This is a genomic window from Massilia sp. MP_M2 (assembly GCF_039123635.1).
Taxonomy (GTDB): Bacteria; Pseudomonadota; Gammaproteobacteria; order Burkholderiales; family Burkholderiaceae_D; genus Telluria.
The window spans coordinates 42670-62148 of record NZ_JBCHJF010000004.1; the positions used below are offsets into that span (position 1 = coordinate 42670).

Annotated in this window: 16 protein-coding genes and 1 pseudogene; 3 read left to right on the forward strand and 14 right to left on the reverse strand. The window is 65.4% G+C overall.

The features are described 5' to 3' along the window. Positions 1-11 precede the first annotated feature (11 nt). The 6 genes from RCH14_RS10505 to RCH14_RS10530 all read right to left on the reverse strand — a co-directional run bounded on the left by RCH14_RS10505 (position 12) and on the right by RCH14_RS10530 (position 9343). Complete coding sequence (locus RCH14_RS10505) at positions 12-5357, reverse strand: Hpt domain-containing protein (protein ID WP_343026069.1); 5346 nt, start codon at positions 5355-5357, stop codon at positions 12-14. A 7-nt stretch (positions 5358-5364) separates the two neighbouring features. Continuing rightward, entirely contained in the window at positions 5365-7632 is a 2268-nt protein-coding gene (locus RCH14_RS10510) for a methyl-accepting chemotaxis protein (RefSeq protein WP_343026070.1), read from the reverse strand. Between the two features lie 58 nt (positions 7633-7690). Continuing rightward, on the reverse strand, positions 7691-8236 hold the full coding sequence (locus RCH14_RS10515; RefSeq protein WP_343026071.1) for a chemotaxis protein CheW: 546 nt from the start codon (positions 8234-8236) through the stop codon (positions 7691-7693). After that, complete coding sequence (locus tag RCH14_RS10520; protein WP_332532276.1) at positions 8233-8631, reverse strand: response regulator; 399 nt, start codon at positions 8629-8631, stop codon at positions 8233-8235. Before RCH14_RS10520 ends, RCH14_RS10515 begins: the two co-directional genes overlap by 4 nt. A 25-nt stretch (positions 8632-8656) precedes the next feature. Further along, entirely contained in the window at positions 8657-9052 is a 396-nt protein-coding gene (locus RCH14_RS10525) for a response regulator (protein ID WP_343026072.1), read from the reverse strand. 138 nt (positions 9053-9190) lie between these two features. Beyond that, a complete protein-coding gene (locus RCH14_RS10530; RefSeq protein ID WP_343026424.1) occupies positions 9191-9343 on the reverse strand; it encodes a rubredoxin in 153 nt (50 codons plus the stop codon). Between the two features lie 98 nt (positions 9344-9441). Between RCH14_RS10530 and RCH14_RS10535 the strand changes: the two genes are divergently transcribed. Further along, positions 9442-10251, forward strand: coding sequence for a bifunctional hydroxymethylpyrimidine kinase/phosphomethylpyrimidine kinase (locus RCH14_RS10535; protein WP_343026073.1), 810 nt, complete (start codon positions 9442-9444; stop codon positions 10249-10251). A 61-nt stretch (positions 10252-10312) separates the two neighbouring features. After that, the gene (gene hemL / locus RCH14_RS10540; protein WP_343026074.1) at positions 10313-11620 is read left to right on the forward strand and encodes a glutamate-1-semialdehyde 2,1-aminomutase; all 1308 of its coding nucleotides are present in this window, start codon (positions 10313-10315) and stop codon (positions 11618-11620) included. Positions 11621-11680: 60 nt separating this feature from the next. On the opposite strand, the gene RCH14_RS10545 is transcribed toward hemL, so the two are convergent. The 7 genes and pseudogenes from RCH14_RS10545 to RCH14_RS10575 form a co-directional block, all read right to left on the reverse strand. Beyond that, positions 11681-12103: a hypothetical protein gene (locus RCH14_RS10545; RefSeq protein ID WP_343026075.1), complete on the reverse strand. Its 423-nt coding sequence runs from the start codon at positions 12101-12103 to the stop codon at positions 11681-11683. Continuing rightward, entirely contained in the window at positions 12072-12533 is a 462-nt protein-coding gene (locus RCH14_RS10550) for a hypothetical protein (protein WP_343026076.1), read from the reverse strand. Before RCH14_RS10550 ends, RCH14_RS10545 begins: the two co-directional genes overlap by 32 nt. Before the next feature lie 10 nt (positions 12534-12543). Further along, a pseudogene (locus RCH14_RS10555) lies at positions 12544-13034 on the reverse strand (Hcp family type VI secretion system effector). A 114-nt stretch (positions 13035-13148) separates the two neighbouring features. Then, positions 13149-14114 carry a magnesium/cobalt transporter CorA gene (gene corA / locus RCH14_RS10560; RefSeq protein WP_343026077.1) on the reverse strand — a complete coding sequence of 322 codons (966 nt, stop codon included), beginning with the start codon at positions 14112-14114 and terminating at the stop codon, positions 13149-13151. Positions 14115-14210: 96 nt separating this feature from the next. After that, positions 14211-14969 (reverse strand): monofunctional biosynthetic peptidoglycan transglycosylase, encoded by a 759-nt coding sequence (mtgA, locus tag RCH14_RS10565; protein ID WP_343026078.1) that lies wholly within the window; start codon positions 14967-14969, stop codon positions 14211-14213. A gap of 12 nt (positions 14970-14981) precedes the next feature. After that, positions 14982-15797: a shikimate dehydrogenase gene (gene aroE / locus RCH14_RS10570; protein WP_343026079.1), complete on the reverse strand. Its 816-nt coding sequence runs from the start codon at positions 15795-15797 to the stop codon at positions 14982-14984. Beyond that, complete coding sequence (locus RCH14_RS10575) at positions 15794-16627, reverse strand: TonB C-terminal domain-containing protein (protein ID WP_343026080.1); 834 nt, start codon at positions 16625-16627, stop codon at positions 15794-15796. Before RCH14_RS10575 ends, aroE begins: the two co-directional genes overlap by 4 nt. A 469-nt stretch (positions 16628-17096) precedes the next feature. Here RCH14_RS10575 and RCH14_RS10580 point away from each other — a divergent pair, with 469 nt between their 5' ends. Next, positions 17097-17306 (forward strand): hypothetical protein, encoded by a 210-nt coding sequence (locus RCH14_RS10580; protein WP_343026081.1) that lies wholly within the window; start codon positions 17097-17099, stop codon positions 17304-17306. Between the two features lie 106 nt (positions 17307-17412). Here RCH14_RS10580 and RCH14_RS10585 read toward each other — a convergent pair whose 3' ends face one another. Further along, positions 17413-19479, reverse strand: coding sequence for an RNB domain-containing ribonuclease (locus tag RCH14_RS10585; protein ID WP_343026082.1), 2067 nt, complete (start codon positions 19477-19479; stop codon positions 17413-17415).

Sequence of the window (19479 nt, forward strand, 5' to 3'; positions counted from 1 at the left end):
TCTTCACGCTGTCAGGCGGCCGCGCGCCCCAGCAAGCCCTCGATCGCCGCCAGCAGCACCGTCTCCTGGTAGGGCTTGCCGAAGTAGGCATTCACGCCCAGCCCAAGCGCCACGTTGCGGTGCTTGTCGGCCGTGCGCGACGTGATCATGATGATCGGGATCGCCTTCGTTGCCTCGTTGCTCCGCACATTGCGGGTCAGGTCGAACCCGTCCATGCGCGGCATCTCGATATCGACCAGCATCAGGTCCGGTGCGCCCTGCCCGATCAGTTCCAGCGCCTCGATGCCATCCTTGGCCAGCACCACGCGATAGCCTTCGCGTTCGAGCAGGCGCTGGGTCACGCGCCGCACCGTCAGCGAATCGTCGACCACCATCACGGTGGGGCGCCGCACCTGGGGCGCGACTGCCTGCTTCACGCGTGCTGCGCCCTGCGGCTGCTGCGCCAGCGCCAGCGGATCGAGGATCAGGACGATCTCGCCCGAACCCAGCACCGTGGCGCCGTCAATGCCCGGCATGCGCGCCAGTTGACGGCCGATATTCTTGACCACCACCTCGCGGTTACCCAGCACTTCGTCCACGCGCAGCGCGATGCGGCGGCTGCCGCCATTGAGCACCAGCACCGGCGTCGAACGCTGCGTCGTGGTGCGCTCGTCGTCATCCATCCCCAGCAAATCAGGCAAGCCATACAGCGCCAGTGCGTGGCCGGCCAGGTGGATACTGCCGGCGTCGATCGCGGCGGCCAGGTCGGCCTCGCGCACCTGCTGCACCGACTCGACCAGCGTCGACGGCACCGCGTGGGTGCGGCCACCGGCCACCACCAGCACCACCTGCGCCACGGCCAGCGTCAGCGGCAGCGTGATGGTAAAGCGTGCGCCCTGCCCCGCCTCTGACGCCACCGCAACGCGTCCGCCCAGCGCCTGCGCTTCGGAGCGCACCACGTCCATGCCCACGCCACGTCCGGCCAGTTCGGTCAGCGTGTCCGCCGTCGAGAAACCCGGCGCGAAAATCAGATCGGTCACTTGTTCGTCCGGTGCCTCGTCGCCTTCGGCAAGCAGCCCACCGGCCAGCGCCTTGGCGCGGATGCGGTCGAGGTCCAGCCCCGCGCCGTCGTCGCTGAAGTTGATCAAGACTTCGTTGCCGTGCTGGCTGACCTGCACCAAGAGTTCGCCCGTCTCGGCCTTGCCGGCGTTTTGACGCGCCGCGCGCGGCTCGATGCCGTGCACGATCGCGTTGCGCAGCAGGTGTTCGAACGGCGCGGCCATTTGTTCCAGCACGCCGCGGTCGATTTCGACGGCGCCGCCCCGGATATCCAGGTTGACGCGCTTGTCGGTCTCTTTCGCGGTCTGGCGCGCGACACGGAACAGGCGCTCGGACAGGCTGGCAAACGGCACCATCCGCACCCGCATCAGATCGCGCTGCAGGTCGCGCGTCATGCGCGCCTGGGCCGACAGTTCTTCGTTGGCCGAATCGACCGTGCGCGCCAGGCTTTCCTGGAAAGAGGCGACGTCGTCGACGCTTTCGGCCAGCATGCGCGTGAGTTCCTGCAGACGCGTGAAGCGGTCGAATTCGAGCGGATCGAATTCGCGCTCGCCGGCGATCGACAGGCGCGAGGCGATCTGCGATTCGGCCTGCATCTCGATCTCGCGCAACTGGCGCCGCAGGCGGCCCACGTTGTCCGAGAAGTCGCCGAGCGACGACTTAAGTACGCCAATCTGGTTTTCCAGGCGCGAGCGTGTGATCGACACTTCGCCCGCCTGGTTCACCACGCGGTCGAGGATGTCGGCGCGCACGCGCACCAGCGGTGCACGGGCCGGCTCTGCCGGCGGGGCCACGGGGGCATCCACGGAGGCTGGCGCCGAGGCGGCGCCGGCCGGCTGCTGCAAGCCCTCGAACAGCAGCATCGCGCTGTCGTAGTTGGCCAGCAGCTCGTCGAACGCCGTCGGCGGCAGCGTCGAGGTGCCGGCATGGACCATGTTCTCGATCTGCGTTTCCAGTTCGTGCGCGTGCTGGCCCAGGCGCATCGCGCCGGCCATGCGCGCGCTGCCCTTGACCGTGTGCAGGTCGCGCTGCATGCGCTGCGCGACAGCGGCATTGGACGGCTCTTGCTGCCACTGGCGCAGGTCGTGGCCGATGCGCGGCAGCAGGTCGGTCGCTTCTTCGAGGAAGACCGGCAGCAGGTCGGCGTCGATCTCGTCGACATACCCGCTGGCACCGGCCAGCCCGGGCTCGTGCAGGTCGTCGAGCGTCAGCGTGGATTCGGGTTCGGGTTCGGCTTCCGGCTCGGGTTCCGGCTCGGGCTCGACCTCCGGCTCCGGCTCTGCTTCAGGTTCGGGTTCCGGCTCGGACGTCGGCTCGGCCAGCACCGCTTCATCGGGCGTCACCGCCACGAAGTCGGCCTCCGGCTGCGGCGCGGCCTGTTCCAGCGCCGGCGCGGCGAACGGGTCGTCGCCGAATGCGCCGAAGATGTCGTCGATATCTTCCGATGCTGCCGGTGCCGGGGCGGGTGCGCGTGGCGCCGGCGCCGTGAATGGCGGCGGCTCGGCCAGCAACTGCTTGTAGGCTTCGGCGAACAGCGTGTCGAGCTGACTTGCCAGCGCCGGTTCGAGCTTGTCGAACGGCGATGTCCCCAGGCGCGCGCGCAGCGCGGCCAGCTGTTCGATCAGGTCCGGCTGCGCCGGGGCCAGTTCGCCCAGCGTGAACACCTGCAGCATCGTGCGCATGCGCGCCAGCGTCGCATCGAACAGGTCCAGGGCGTCCTCGTCGAGGGACACGCCCGGCAGGGTAAGCTTCTCGAGCGCTCTCTCCAGCGCGTGCGCCAGTTCGCACAGGTCGGTGTAGCCGACCGTGGCCGAGGTGCCGGCCAGCGTGTGCGCGGCCGTGATCGCGTCGGATGACGCGCGCTGCGCCGGGTCTGTGCGCAGCGCAGCGAACGCCGCCTCCAGCGTCGCGCACAGCGATTCGGTTTCGAGCAGGTACACGTCGTGCAGCGCCTGGCCGATGGCCAGGTCGCCCACGCGCCGCACGGCATCGGCGCCGGGCGGCGTGATCTGCACGTCGAGGACCGGGATGTCATCAAACTGCGCATCGACTTGCGTATCAACTTGCGAATCGACTTGCGCATCGAACTGCGCAGCAGCATCCGGCGTTGACGCCACATCGGCTGGCGGCTCGAACGCACCACCCTCCTGCACCCGCGCCGCAGCCTCGATCAACGCTGCGCCATCGCGCTGCGGTGCCTGGCCGGCGGCCAGTTCGGTCACCCACGCATCGAGTTCGGCGTAGGCGTGCGCGAGCAGTGCCAGCAGGTCGGCGGTGGCCGCGCGGCCGTCGGCCAGCCAGACATTCATGACCCGCTCGATACCGGCGGCGGTCGCGCCGAAGGCTTCCAGGCCCACCATGCGGCTGCTGCCCTTGAGCGTGTGGAACGCACGGCGCAGGCCGGTCAGGGTTTCCTGGTTGCCCGGCTCGTCGGCCGCGCGCGGCAGCGTCTCGACCACGAAGCCGAGTACTTCCTGCGCCTCGGCGATGAAGATCCCGAGCAGTTCGGCATCGACGTCGTCGTGCGCGTCGGTGCCGGCGGCAGCGTTGGCAAGGTCGGCACCGTCGGCAACGTCGGCTTCAGGCGCCGCCGTGAACTCGAACGGCAGCTCGCGCAGCAGCTGTTTCTCGGTGTCGAACGTAAAGCGGCCGCGCGCCAGCGCGCTGTCCTGCGCCAGCAGATCGGCAAAGAAGCCGAGCGCGCCGATATTCTGCGCGATATTGTGCAGCGATGCGTGCTGCGCGGTGACATCGCGAGCGCTGTCGGCCAGCGTGCGCACTGCGTCTTCGACATGGTGCACGGTCAGCACGGCCTGCTCCTGGTCGAGGATGGCGAACGCACCCTGCAAGCCATGCAGCACCGGCCCGGCCTGTTCCAGCACCTGGCGTTTCGATGGGTCGTCGTAGTAATCGTCGAGCAGTTTTTCAATCTGGCGCAGGCCGGCCTTGACCTCGCCCGCCAGCACCGCCACGGTCTGGCCCTGCTGGATCTGGCGCGCCAGTTCGCCCTGCCACTGCGGGGCGTCGGGCGGGGTTTCGCCTGCGGCCAGCGCCAACAGGCGCGCGCCGACGGCTTCGGCGTTCTGCGAAAAATCGTCGGGCAACTGGCGCAGCTGGTCCAGGCTGTTCTCGACGAACAGCATGGCGGCCGCCATCTCCAGGCCAAACTGGTCGTCGCGGCCCGACTGCACCGAGTCACCGGCCGCACGGCCCAGTTCACGCAGCAGCTGCGCCAGCGCGGGCGCGCCCAGCTTGTCGCTGGCGCCGGCCAGGCGCGCCAGCGCATCGTTGAAATCGTTCTCGACGGCGGCGTCGGGCTTGCCGTCCCCAGCGATCAGATCCCAGTCCGACTTGGTGCGCGCCAGCGCTTCACGCGCATCCTTGAGCGCCTGCGGATCGAGTTTGCCGTAGCGGCGTTCGGCGTAGTCGTGCGGCACCGCGCCGTCCAGGCCCAGCGCCTGGCGCAGTGCGCGCGCTTCCAGGCCCGGCGTGCGCGCGGCGGCCACGAAAAACAGCGCATCGCGCAGCATCGCCTCGGGCGCATCCTGCTGGCCCTTGGCCAGGCGCCGCAACTGCAGGTTGATCTGGCCAAAGAGCTGCTTGATATACAGGTCGGTCGCGACCTGGCCGTCGGCCACCACGCTGGCAAACGCATGCATCGCCTGCCAGAACAGGCGCGCGCGCGCGCTCGCCTGCGCACCGGCGATCGGCGCGATTGCCGCGGCCATGTCGTGCGCCTGCGCGCGGCGCGCGGCGTCGTCGTCGGCCTTCAGGTACGGCAACAGGGCTTTTTCGAAGTGCGCGCGGCAGGCGGCGATGTCGACTTCGGCATTGACAGAGGCAGTGGCAGGCAGCTCCGGCAGCACCGACAGATCGAGCGGCAGCAGGTCGGCCGGATGGACTTTGGTCTCACCCTGGCGTTCGACCATGTCGCGGTAATACGGGAACAGGCGCGCCGGCTGTTGCGGGGCACCGCCCAGGAGTTCGTCGAGGTATTCGCCCAGCGCACCGAAGGCGTCCAGCACCACCTGCACGCTCTGGGCGTTGCAGGCTAACTGGCCATCCTTGAAACGATCGAGCACCGCTTCGGCCGCGGCGGTGAACACGCCGACGCCGTCGACATCGACCATCTGCAAGGCGCCGTGCGCCTGGTGCAGGTGCGATTTCGCATGCAGCAGCAGCGTTGGCTGCGCCTCGGGCGAACGGCCCGCGGCATCGCGCAGGGACGTGGCGGCGCGCGTGAGGGCATCGCGGATTTCGCCAATGACCCAGGACAGCGGGCCGGTATCAAAACTGCTGGAGCGGTTCAAGGTCGTCATCGCCCGGTCAGGATACCACGCGGAAGCGGGACACCGAATCCTTCAGTTCCTGCGCCAGCGTGGCCAATTCCTGGATCGACAGCGCGGTCTGGCGGGTACCCTGGCGGGTCTGTTCGGTCACGGCGAGAATCTGCTGCATCTTGTCGGCCACGCCGGTGGCCTTGGTAGCCTGGCGTTCGGTGGCGGTCGACATGTCGCCGATCAGGTCACCGAGGCGGTTCGAGACGCGCGAAATGTCCGACAGCGCGGCGCCGGCGGCGTCCGACAGGCGCGCCCCCTCGACCACACCCTGGGTCGATTTTTCCATTGCTGCCACCGCGTCGTGGGTGTCGGTCTGAATGGTGCGCACCAGCGCGCCGATCTGCTTGGCCGCGTCGCCCGAACGTTCAGCCAGGCGCTGCACCTCTTCGGCCACGACCGAGAAGCCGCGCCCTGCTTCGCCGGCCGATGCGGCCTGGATTGCGGCGTTCAGCGCCAGCACGTTGGTCTGCTCGGTAATGTCCGAAATCAGCTCGGTGATCTCGCCGATCTCCTGCGACGATTCGCCCAGGCGCTTGATGCGCTTGGAGGTTTCCTGGATCTGCTCGCGAATTTCCTGCATGCCCTCGATCGCATTTTGCACCGCAGTCGAACCCTGCGCCGCCGCCGCCACCGACTGGCGCGCCACGTCGGCCGATTCGAGGGCCGAGCGCGACACGTCGGTAATCAGGCCGGCCAGGCGCAGCGTCGTGGTCGACGCATCCTGGATCTCGCGCGACTGCTGCTCGGCCGCGCCCAGCAGCTCGGCCGAGACATCCTGCGCACCGCTCGATGCGCGCGCCACCTGCTCTGCCGTGCGGATGACCCGCACGACCAGCTCGCGCAGTTCTTCGACCGTGTAGTTGACCGAGTCGGCAATCGCGCCGGTGATGTCTTCCGACACCGTCGCCTGCACCGTCAGGTCGCCGTCGGCGACGTCCTGCAGTTCGTTCATCAGGCGCAAAATTGCGGCCTGGTTCTGTTCATTGGTGGCCTTGGCTTCTTGTTCCTTGGTCTGCGCCAGGTGGCGCATCGCTTCGGCTTCCTGGCGGCGCTGTTCGGCGCCGGCGGCGCGTTCACGCGACGCTTGCAGCATGGCGCGGGTGGTGCCCAGGGCGGCCAGCAGCGTAAACACGCCGGCGCCGATGGACAACCAGAACCAGGGGCTGATCTCGGCCTGGTCGCGCTGGTAATCCATGTGCAGCTTGGCGAGCATCACGCGCAGCGGTTCGCTGTCGCGCGAAATCAGGCGCTCGGCGGCGCGCGCGCCGGCATAGCTGGTCAGGTTGCCAATCAGCGGCGTGACGGTCTTGACGTATTCGCGCAGGCTGTCGCGGGTGCGCGACAGGCGCAAGCGCAGCTCCAGGTCGGTCAACGGCGCCAGGCCATAGCGGCCACCGCCATCGAGCAGGCCATCGACGAGTGCTTCGACCGAGGCGATGTCGCCCAGGATGTAGGTCACCGCGTTCTGGGTCGACCCCGGCGTGTTGAAGGTCTGCGCGCCGGCCGTCAGGCGCTGCGTCACCGACAGCAGGCTCAGTGCCGCCACCTGGCGCCGGGCATCCGTCGACTCGTCGCGCTGCAGGCGCTCGGCAATGGCGATCAGCTCGGGACCGACTTCTTCGTACTGGGCCAGGCTCGCGCCGAAGGCGATCAGGTTACGCCGGTTGCCGAGAATGTTGGCAGAGGCCTTGGACGAGCGGTTCCACAGCACGATGGCTTTTTGCAGGTCGTCGGCGCGGGGGCCGCTGGCGGCGGGAATGCGGCCGGTGGGCGACTGGCCGCCGCGGGCCAGCAGATCGAGTTCGCGGCCCAGCTCGGTGCGGCTTTCTTCGACCTGGGAAAAGGCCTGCGCATCGCCGCGCAGCGCGATTGGCACCGCCTTGGCGAAACGCTGCGAGTGCATCACGGTGTCACCGGCCACCTGGCTCTGCCCCGCCAGGCGGGCGTCGCTGGCGGCGTTCTGCCACATGGCCAGCACGGTCAGCACCGCGCCAGCGGCGACGGCGCCCAGCAGCAGGCGCAGGCGATTGGGCTGGAAGCTGCTTCCCATCAGCGTGGGGCGCATGTCGCCCTGGCCATCAGCGACCGCGTCGTCACGACCACGAAAGCCGCCCAGGCGGCGCGCCGCCGCGGCGGCCGATCCGCTGGCCGATCCGCTGCCCCCGCCGTCGGGCGCCGCAGCGTCGGCGATGGGGGCCGGCGTTACCGGCAGCACCGCGTCATCGGCTGCGCCACCCTTGGCGAAGACATTCATGGTCAATTTCGAGGCGAATCCCATTCCGGCTCCCTGTACTGCAAGTTAGTGTGTTCGGTTAGCGTGCAATGTGCAGGAAGCGCTCTTCGCGCACCAGCGCCGCCAGCGACAGCGGCATCCATGTGTTGCCATCGGCATCGCGCAGGGCGTCGCCGTCGCGCGTCATCGCCCCCGCATGGCGCAAGCCATACACCGAGGACGCCAGCAGCGCGCAATTCAAGCCCAGGGCTGGCGCGAACACCAGCAGGCGCGGCGTGCTGCCAGCGGGCGCCTGCGTGGTGGCCGCGTGCTCGTCATCGAGATAGCGCGCCAGGTCGATCACCCCCAGCAGGCTGCCGCGCACATTGGCCAGCCCCAGGTACCAGGGGCGGGTCAGCGGCACGGGCGTGACCGGTACGGGTGCGACGATTTCGCCCACTTCGGCCAGGTCGACCAGGTAGCGTGCCTCACCGATGGCCAGGCCCAGTTGGGCCACGCTGGCGCCGGCGCCGTTCTTGGCCGCCTGCATCCGCTCGAGCAGCTGCTCCTGGTACAGGCGCAGGCGGGTGCGCCGCGCCGCGGGATCGCGGCGGCCTGCACGTTCGTCCGCGCCGCCGGTGGTCATGCCTTCACGCTGCCGGTAGCAGCGCCAGGCACGGCCAGCGCGGCAATCGCCGCCAGCAGGCGCGCCGGATCGACCGGCTTGACCAGGTATTCCTTGGCGCCCTGGCGCATGCCCCAGATGCGATCGGTTTCCTGGTCCTTGCTGCTGCAGATGATGATCGGCAGGGCCGCCAGTTCGGGATCGCGCGAAATGGCGCGGGTCACCTGGAAGCCGTTGGTGCCGGGCATGACCACGTCCATCAGGATCAGCTGCGGGCGCTCGGCGCGAATGCGCTCGATCGCCTCGTCGCCGCTGACGGCGGTGCACACGGTAAAGCCGTTCTTGACCAGGATGTCGGTCAGGTACAGTCGTTCGGTCGGCGAATCGTCGACGATGAGAATCTTTTGAATGGCCACGAGGGATCCGGATCTGGTTGAATCGTCAGCCGGCCGTCCGGGCGTGCTCGCGCACGGCCGCCAGCAGGCTGTCTTTGGTAAAGGGTTTGGTCAGGTAGGCGCTGGCGCCCACCATCGCGCCGCGCGCGCGGTCGAACAGGCCGTCCTTGGACGAGAGCATCAGCACCGGTGTCGCGTGAAAACGCACGCTTTTCTTGATCAGCGCGCAAGTCTGGTACCCGTCGAGACGCGGCATCAGGATGTCGCAAAACACGAGCGCAGGGTGGTGGTCGTTGATCTTGGCCAGCGCGTCGAAGCCATCGTCGGCCAGCACGACGTGGTAGCCCGCCTGGATCAGGAAAATCTCTGCTGACCGGCGGATCGTGCTGCTGTCATCGATCACCATGATGGTCAGGCTTGATGATTGCGGCGATGTCGTCATGGTCGTTTCACTTCGGCTTGAAGTGCCACGATAGCATAACGAATCTTTCTTGTGCGCAAAGTGTTGCAGAGAGTCAACTACGCGTTTGCGATGGCATCGAAGGGTTATCCGGACGCCATGCAAGTACGACAACAGGTGTTATATCGTTGTCATTTCAAAGTCGTCCTTGCGTGCGCCGCACTCGGGACAGGTCCAGTTCATCGGTACGTCGGCCCAGCGGGTGCCCGGCGCAATGCCGTCATCCGGTGCACCGGCAGCTTCATCGTAGACCCAACCGCAGATCAGGCACATCCAGGTCAGGAACGGGGCGGTGGATTCAGTACTCACGGTGTTGATCCTTGTATCTAGTAAAATGTGGAATCAGAATCCGGCATCTTAATCTACCCGTCGTGCAAAACCAACCGTTACCCCTCATCCTGAGTTTTGGCGTCTGCGATCCCGTCGGCGCGCTGGGCGTGCAGTCGGACGTCACCACCTTCGCCGCCCTCGGGTGCCACGGGCTGTCGGCCATTGCAGGCCTGCTCGTGTCCGACAGCGCCCGCGTCGAGCACATGTATGAGCTCGACAGCGAGTGGATGGCCGAACAGGCACGCGCGCTGCTCGAAGACATGCCGATCGCCGCCTTCAAGGTCGGGGCCGTTGGCACCGCGCTGCACCTGGCCGCCATTGCCGAGATCGTGTCCGACTATCCGGACGCGCCGCTGATCCTCGATCCGTTCCTGTCGGCCCTGCCCGACGCCGGCATGGGCGACGAAGAAATGCTGATGGCCCTGCGCTCGATCCTGGCCCCGCAAGCCACCGCCCTGATCCTGTCGCAGGCCGAACTGGGCCGCATGGCCGAGCTGTGGCGCGATGGCGGCGACGCCGATCCCTGCAACCTCGCCGAAGACGTGGCCGAACTGACTTCGTCCGGCCTGCAGTACGTGCTCGTGACCGGTACCCGCGACACCGCCGGCGCCTGCTCGAACCGCCTGTTCGATGCCAGCGGCGAAGTCGCCCGGGTCGACTGGCAGCACCTGCCCGGCCCGTTCCTGGGCGCCGGCAACACCTATTCTGCCGCGTTCACCGCCCTGATGGCGCGCGGCATGGACGCGCCGACCGCGCTGGCCGTGGCGCAGGAATACACGACCGGCGCGCTCGAGAACGCACAACGCTTCGGCATGGGCAAATTCATTCCCGCCAAATTTTTCCGTCCCTGACGTCATCAAGCTTAGTCCGGCACACTGCGCGGACGGCTTCACTCCTTCATGAAGCTCTGACATGACCACTGAACAAGCCACGCAAGCCACCTCGCGCAACGACACCCTGTTCGCCCGCGCCCAACTGACCACGCCCGGCGGCGTCAATTCGCCGGTGCGCGCCTTCCGCTCGGTCGGCGGCACCCCGCGCTTCATCACGCGCGCCCTTGGCCCGCACTTCTGGGACGCCGACGGCAAGCGCTACATCGACTACATCGGCTCATGGGGCCCGGCCATCCTCGGCCATGCCCGCCCCGAAGTGGTGTCGGCCGTCCAGGCCGCCGCCGCCAACGGCCTGTCGTTCGGCGCGCCGACCGAAGGCGAGATCGAGATTGCCGAAGAAATCTGCCGCCTGCTGCCATCGATCGAGCAGGTGCGCCTGGTCTCGTCCGGCACCGAAGCGACGATGAGCGCGCTGCGCCTGGCGCGCGGCGCCACCGGCCGCGACAAGATCGTCAAGTTCGAAGGCTGCTACCACGGCCACGCCGATTCGCTGCTGGTGAAAGCCGGCAGCGGCCTGCTCACGTTCGGCAATCCAACCTCGGCCGGCGTGCCGGAAGACTTCGTCAAGCACACGCTCGTGCTCGACTACAACGACGTGGCGCAACTGGAAGACGCGTTCGCAACGATGGGTGACGAGATCGCCTGCGTGATCGTCGAGCCGGTGGCCGGCAACATGAACCTGATCCGCGCCACGCCCGAATTCCTGCAGAGCATGCGCGCACTGTGCACGAAGCACGGCGCCGTGCTGATCTTCGACGAAGTGATGTGCGGTTTCCGTGTGGGCCTGCAAGGCGCGCAGGGCCTGTACAACATCCAGCCCGACCTGACCGCGCTGGGCAAGGTCATCGGCGGCGGCATGCCGGTGGCGGCCTTCGGCGGGCGCGCCGAACTGATGCAGAAGATGGCGCCGATCGGCCCGGTGTACCAGGCCGGCACGCTGTCGGGCAATCCGGTGGCGGTGGCGGCGGGCATGACGACCCTGAAGCTGATCCAGGAAGCCGGCTTCTACGAGCGCCTGACCGCCACCACGAACCGCCTGGTGGCGGGCCTGACCGACGCCGCGCGCGAAGCCGGCATCGACTTCTGCGGCGACGCCGTGGGTGGCATGTTCGGCATGTACTTCTCGAAAGCCATCCCGGCCAGCTACAGCGCGATGATGGCGGGCGACAAGGAGCGCTTCAACCGCTTCTTCCACGGCATGCTGGACGAAGGCGTCTACTTTGCCCCGGCAATGTTCGAGGCGGGCTTCGTGTCGATCCAGCACGACGACGCGGCGATCGACGAGACCATCGAAGCAGCGCGGCGCGTGTTCAAGCGGATTGGGTGAGCATCGCGCATTTTTGCAGACTGAAAAACATCAACCCTACCTGCCGGGCCACGCCTGCTCCTAACAGGATTCGCCCGGCATGCTCTTTCCTGTTTTGAGGTCAAGCCCCACGAAGCACGTGTACGGGGCAGATTTTATCTCGCGGTCGAAGGCACATGTGACATCGCCACGCTGTCTGATACGCACGCCGGTTGACGCACCACAGGCCTGCTTCTGGTTGGCGCCGAGCGAATCGAACAGTTCTTTTGCCAGTGGCCCTTCGATCATCAGCGAAAGCTTCTGACTGCCTGTCCTGGGCGGCTCTTTTTCGCTGAGACTTCCCGAATACATCAAGTAGCTGGTCTTTGTGCTGGCATAGTCGCCGTCCCATTGCGTGGGCGTTTCGGCGTACGACGGTGGAAGCATCAGTACCGACAAGAAAAGCATCACACAACGTTTCATGGCTGCGCCTTCACTTGAATTCGACATGAAAATGGTTGTCATGGCCGCGAAGCACCAGGACACCAGGGATGCGTAGATCGTTGAAGAAAATTGTCAGTTGGCCAGGAAAGCATCGGCGAAATATCTCGATCAGCCGTTGTGTGCCTGCACGATCATAATCTGGCCATGTATACGACACCGGGATTGTATGGCCATCTTTGCGTAGCGGTCGAAGATCGACCTCAACGCCTTTCATGTGGGTTGCGTGATCGTATTTGACACCTTCAGCCTTGCTCATGTTACCAATACCAAACTTGCGATTATCAACAGCTGACCATTCTCTTTCGACAGCGAAAAGTAAGCAGAGCATGCGAGCATCCAAATATTGTGCCCTGCCCTTGTCGGGGGTGCCGTACACGTAGTATCCCGATTCTTCTGGTGCTTGGGGCAACATGAAATGGCCGCGTGAATCTCTGGACTGGAAACCAGACATGAGCAGCTCCTCACGCTATTCGGTTAGCCGCCAGATCCCAACCACCCGAAGTGTTGCCGCTGCTGCCGCCGGCAATCTTTTGCTGGGTGTACTTCCATTTCACTTTCGAGAACCGGATGCCGATCGAATCATGGATACCGCTACCTTCAAGTGCGGTTTGATCCATGTATGCGATGAGAGCGTTGTGGAGTTCGATGACGTGGTATTTGATGGGAGCGCCGTTGCCGTCTGCCCGCATGAATTCCAACGTAGCTTTTGGAATCGTCTTGCCACATGAGCAAAGCTGCAGGAGTATCGGAGAACACAGGTCGGCCAACTTCGTCACTGCCAGTGTCTTGTGCTCGCAACGTTCTGCTGTGTGACCACCGGCTGTAGATGCGGTTGCGCTTTTGGGCTGTTTCACACCCCATGTAGCGGAAGTGAGTTCAATCCATCCGGTGTGATCGGAATCAGCCGACTCCCTTTCACGCCATCAATGAACAGGTATGCGTCGATAGCCATGTCTTATCTTCCGAGAAGTCAAGTTGATCGAACAGTGTCGACCGGCTAGAAAGACGCAGTATGGAGAATGGTCAAGCTAACCCAGCTTGCAAGTCCTGAGCGAGACCGGCGCGCTTACTTCAGCCAGCCACGCCGCCTGAAATACCACAGCGGCGCCACGCCGCAGGCAATCATCAAGGCAATGGCGAACGGATACCCGAAGCGCCATTGCAGCTCGGGCAGCACGGCAAAGTTCATGCCATAGACGCTGGCGATCAGCGTTGGCGGCAGGAACGCGACCGAGGCCACCGAGAAGATCTTGATGATCTTGTTCTGGTTGATGTTGATGAAGCCGACGGTGGCGTCCATCAGGAAGTTCACCTTGTCGAACAGGAACGAGGTGTGGCCGTCGAGTGACTCGATGTCGCGCAGGATCTGGCGCGCTTCCTCGAACTGGTCCGAATTGAGCAGGCGTCCGCGCATCAAAAAACTGACCGCGCGGCGCGTGTCCATCATGTTGCGGCGGATACGGCCGTTCAAGTCTTCCTCGTGCGCGATCGCGTTCAGCGCGGCGGCCGCGTCCTGGTCGGTAAATTCCTTTTGCAGCACGCGGGTCGAGACTTCTTCGAGACTCTCGTAGATGCCCTCGAGCGAGTCGGCCGAGTACTCGGCGTCGGTCGCGTACAGGTCGAGCAGCACGTCCATATAGTCTTCGATCGAGCCGGGCCGCGAGCGGGCGCGCATGCGCACCAGGCGAAACACCGGCAAGTCGTCGTTGTGCACCGAGAACAGAATCTTGCCCGACAAGATGAACGCCACCGTGATCACGCGCGACGGCCCGTCGTCTTCTTCCAGCAGGAAGTCGGTGCGCAGGTGCAGGTCGCCATTTTCGGCTTCGTAGTAGCGCGCCGACGCTTCGATGTCCTGGACTTCGTCTTCGCCCGGCAGGATCACGTTGTACTTGGCCTTGACCCAGATGCGCTCTTCCTCGCTCGGGTCGGTCAGGTCGACCCAGACCGGCGCCACGCTCTCGAGTTCCTCGCGGGATTCGATCGTGACCTGGTTCAGGCGGCCGTTCTGTAGGACGAATACATTGATCATGCGCTGGGTCTCGCTATTCTTGGCCGGTCGACAAAAGTAGCGCAAGTGTAACCGGTTGCCCGCCAGGGAGCCAACTCCGGCGCCACAAACGCGCGTTTACGGCCGCTCGTCGGCGCGTGGTACGTCAGCGGACGGGATCCGGCGCTGGATCGTGCTGGTGCGGCGCTCCAGATAGCGGGTCGAGCGGTTCTTGTCGTAGAAGCGCGGATTGGGCAGCATCACGGCCAGGCGTGCAGCCTGCGCCGTGCTCAGCTTGGCGGCGGACGTCTTGAAATAATAGCGCGCCGCCGCTTCGGCGCCGAACACGCCGCGGCCGAACTCGGCCACGTTCAGGTAGATTTCCAGAATGCGCTGCTTGCTCATCACGGCTTCGAGCATGAACGCGATGATCGTTTCCTGGCCCTTGCGCAGATAGCTGCGCGAGCCGGAAAGGAACAGATTCTTGGCCAGTTGCTGGGTGATCGTCGAGCCGCCGCCGACCAGCTTGCCGCGGCGTTCGTTGCGCTCGTAGGTGCGCTCGATGGCTTTCAGGTCCACGCCGTAGTGCTCGTTGAAATTGGCGTCTTCGGACGCCACCACCGCGCGTTTCAGGTTGTACGAAATCCGGTCGTACGGTACCCATTGGTGCTTGAGCGTGGCGTCGGGATTGGTTTCGCGCAGTACCGACAATTGCGCGCGCATGAAGCTGGTCGAGCCCGGGTTGAACTGCGCATACCAGCACACCATCAGGAAGAAATACAGCTGGACCAGCAGCACGATCAGCAGCGGCCCCAGAAAGAGCCACTTGATCCAGCGCCGCTTCGCTGGCGACTTCGATGGTGCCTTTGATGATCCCTTACTGCGCGCTGTAGCCACGGGTTACCCCTGTTATTGTGATTGACGCATCGAGGCCAGCACGTGCGCCGTGCCCGGCCGCTTGCCCCGCCACAGCGCGAACGCTTCGGCGGCCTGCTCCACCAGCATGCCCAGGCCGTCGCGCACGGCGGCGCCGTGGCTCGCGGCAAAGTCCATGAACACGGTTGGTTTGTTTCCGTACATCATATCCAACGCGAGCGTGTCCGGGCCGAACACCGTCGCCGGCACCGGCGGCACGGCCGCGTTCAGGCTGGCCGAGGTCGCATTGATGATCACGTCGAACGGACCGTCGACATCGGCGAAGCTGCTGACCGCCAGGCGCGCCGCATGGTCGGCAAACTCGGCCACCAGCGCCTCGGCGGTGGCCAGCGTGCGGTTGGCAATGACGAGCTGGCGCGGGCCGGCATCGAGCAAGGGCAGCAGCGCGCCACGCGCCGCACCACCGGCGCCCAGCAGCAGCACGCGCTGATCCGTCAGCGACACGCCGGCATTGCGCACGATGTCGGCCACCAGGCCCGCGCCGTCGGTGTTGTCGCCGACGATCTCGCCGCCGCTGAATACCAGCGTATTGACGGCGCCGGCCGCCTGCGCGCGCGCGGTCAGGCGCGTTGCCAGGCGGGCGGCTTCCAGCTTGAATGGCACGGTGACGTTGGCGCCCTTGTAGCCTTCATCGACCAGGCGCGCCACCGTCGCGGCAAAGCCGTCGAGCGGCGCCAGGCACTGCTCGTAGTGGATATCCTCGCCCAGCTGCGCGGCATATTGCGCATGGATCCGGGGCGACTTGCTGTGGGCAATCGGGTTGCCGATGACGCAGTAACGGTCGGTCATGGCGACGCATTCCCCAGGGTGGCGCGCAGACTGTCTTCGCGGGTGAACTGGAAGCGCGTAAACACTTCCCACAGATCGTCCTTGCCCTTGGTGCGCATATTGGCCGGGAACGCGCCGTACGGCGCCGAGCGGCGCACGATGTCCAGCGCCGCCTTGTCGAGCGCGGCATTGCCCGAGCTGCGCTCGACCTTCGGGCCGCCATCCTTCAGGTACAGCGTGCCGTCCTGGTACACGGGGATGTACACGACCAGCTCGCCATACAGCTTCTTGCCGCCCTGCTGCGGGAAATTGAGCGTGCCGACTTCCTCGATCCGCTTCTGCATCGCCTTGTAGTACAGCGCGTAGCCGGCCTCGCGCGTGCTCGGCGTGATCTGCGTGCGTTTCGGGCGGCGGTTTTCTTCTTCGATGCGCTCGAAGATTTCGGCGGCGCTGCGCGAGATGGCGCGCGACGTGTCGAGGTTGTCCTCGCCCGTGCGCGACGGGTCCGGCCTTTCCTTTTCGGTCACGGGCGGTGCAGTAAAGCTCGACGTGCGGGCGCGCGTGACGACGTTCTGCTGGATCTGCTCGAGCGCTGCGATGCGGCGCTGCAGGGCCTTGATGCTGTCGCCGTCTTCCGTCTTGCGCAGGTCGGGCAGCGGCGACTTGGCGCGGCCCGCTTCGGCAGTGCCGCCGCCGTCCAGATTGGCTTGGGCCAACGCGTCGGCCTTGGCCGGTGCCCGGTCGTGCTTGGCGTTGACCAGGATGACCTCAAGGCCCGGGTCGGCCGGGGTCTGGCGGAACGTTTCAGGCGCAGCAAAGCGCACCGCCAGCAGCGCCGCGTGGGCTGCCACCGATACGGCCAGGGCAATGATTAGGGGACGGTTATGTAGGAGAGACTTCACGCGCTGCGGGTGAGAATTGAATCGGAGAATTGATTCATTCTAACCTGAGGCGAACCCATAGGGGGAGGTGCAATTGGCGCGCGACACAACGTGGTGGGTTCGACAATAGTAGCCGAAGGGTTGGAATGGTCTTGCCAATCCTTGAATGTCCGCTTGATCTTAGCTACCTGCGACCCTGACTCTTGACAACCCTGCGGCGCCATACGGGGTGAATAATCGTCCGTCTTATCCAACTCACAACGGAGAGCCACATGGCGAACGATGCATACCTCAGGATCAACGGCGTCACCGAAGCCCCCCCGGACGACAAGCACCGCGATCAAATTCTGTTGCAGAATTGCGCAGACAACAAGGCGTGCTCAGATGGGCCTTGCCACCAATAGCGCGATAATTGTCCATCAATGGAACCGTTCAAACCATGAAAGCCATCTTCAGTACCTTGAAATACCTGCTGATCGCAATTAGTTCAACCCTGTCAGTTGCGGTACTTGTCTGGCTGGCGATCTTCCTCTTCGCTCCATCCACCAGCATTGACAAGGCGTTCGCGCTGATTTTCTACCCGTCCGTCGTTGCGGGTGTCATTGCGCCGTTGGCGTGGTGGCTACGAGGGCGCAAGCTGGAAGTCTGAGAGGCGGGCGGCCTGCAAAATCCCGCGCTCAGTCTCCTTGCCAACGGCCCACAGAGCCTGCGGCTTCAGATGCCGTCCATGCCTTCGGCTTCTTTTGCCAAATCCATTATGGTGCCGAGGTACTGGACGGCGTTGCTGACGACGCTGGTTCCGTCACGTCAGCCGTCTCCACCACGGCAACCGCGCCTTCAGCTTCCACCGCTTCGGCCGCGGCCGCTTCGCCGGTGTCGGCGTCGCTCTCTTCTTCCTCCCCGATAGCCGCATCCGGCGTGCTGCTCGCCACTTCCAGCAAACGCGCTTCGAGGTTCAGTTCGATCTCGTCCCAGCGCACGATGTCGAGCTTGACCTGCGCGCCGCGCGCCACCTGCGACATGCCCGGCAGGCGCACCACCAGCGGCACGTCGGTCAGGCGCACCAGTTCGTCCTTGAGCACGACGGCGTCGACCATCTTGACGCCCTCCTGCCCCAGCCAGCGCAGGCACCAGTAGCGCTCCATGTTCTGCTGGAACTCGTTATACGCCGCATACGCCGCGTCAAAGCTCGACACAATGGAAAACAGCGTCGCATCGCGGTGCTTGAACGGGGCGACCAGCGGCGCCGTGACGCCGTTTTCGGCCGCCGCGATGATCTGCCACTGGTTGACCAGGTCGGTATAGCGACGCAGCGGCGACGTGCTCCATGCGTACTGGTCCACGCCCAGGCCCTGGTGCGGCGCGGCGTGCGTGACCATGCGCACCTGCATCTTGGCGGCCCAGCCGCCGGCGCCCGGTCCTTGCGAGCGATAGATACCCGGCACGCCCGAGTCATGCAGCAGCTTGCCCCAGGTGCTGTTGGCAAAAATCATCAGCTCGGCGACGATCTTGTCCAGCGGCGCGCCGCGCTTGCGGCGCACGATCGAGACCACGTCGTCCTCGACGTAGAAATTAAAGTCCATGCGGTTGGCTTGCTCGGGTTTCAGGCCAAACGCTTCGCGCTTTGCCATGCGGCCCGCTTCCAGCTTCAAGGCCCACTGCCACAACTGGCCCAGCTCTTCCTTGTGCGGATACTCGCCCTCGCCGCTGGCCAGCGTTTCTTCATTGACCAGGTCGTCCAGGTCGTTGTGGCGCAGATTGCTCTTGATCGGCACCAGCTCGGCGCGCGTCGTCGTCGAGATGACGCTCCAGTCTTCGGGATTGAGCACGGCGTACAGCGACAGCGCCGGGCAATCGTTGCCCTCGGCCAGCGTGAACGCATTGACCACCTCGTCCGGCAGCATCGTGATCTTGTCGCCCGGCATATACACGGTCGACATGCGCGCGCGGGCGATCTTGTCGATCGCGTCGTCCGGGCGCACGGCCAGGCCCGGCGCGGCGATGTGGATGCCAACGCGCACGGTGCCATCAATCAGCTTGACGACGGAGAACGCATCGTCGATCTCGGTCGTGGTCACGTCGTCGATCGAGAATGCGGCAACGTCGGCGCGCGGCAGGTCAGTCGGCGCTGTCGGCACGGCCACCGGCGCAAAGCCGGCGCCGCGCGGGAAGTTCTCGAACAGGAAGCGCCCCATGTGCAGGTCTTTGGGCGAGGCCAGGCCGCCGACGTCCAGCATCAGGCGCGCCGCACTCGTCTTCAAATCGTCAGCCGCGGCCTCGAACGCCTTGTATTCGATGGTGTTCTTGTCCGGCTTGAAGAGCAGCTGGTGCACGAGCGGCTGCATCGATTCGGGCAGCTTGCCGGCTTTCAGCTCGTCGACATAGCCGGCCTGGATGATGGCCTGCTGTTTTTTCTTTTCGATGCCGGCCAGCGCGGCCTTGAGCGAGGCTTCCGGCGCGGCCTTGTAGCGGCCACGGCCCTTCTTGTAAAAGTAGACCGGCGAGCCGTGCAGCGTCAGCACGAGGCCGGCCGCTTCGTGCGGCAGCGGTGCGTGCCCGAAGTATTCGGCGCCCAGCTCGGCAAAGCCGAATTCGTCTTCGCCCGCGACTTCCCACAGGAACTCGAGGTCGACGTCCGCCGCCACGGCCTTGGCCGCGTCCATCAGCTCTTGCGGAGCGGGCTTTTCAAATTGCAGCAGCACGTCGCGCGTCTTGACCTTGGTGCGCTTGCCGCTGGCCAGTTCGACCTGGTATGCCTCGCCGGCTTGCGACAGGATGGCGCCGACCTTGAAGTCGCCCGATTCCTCAAAAAATACATTCAT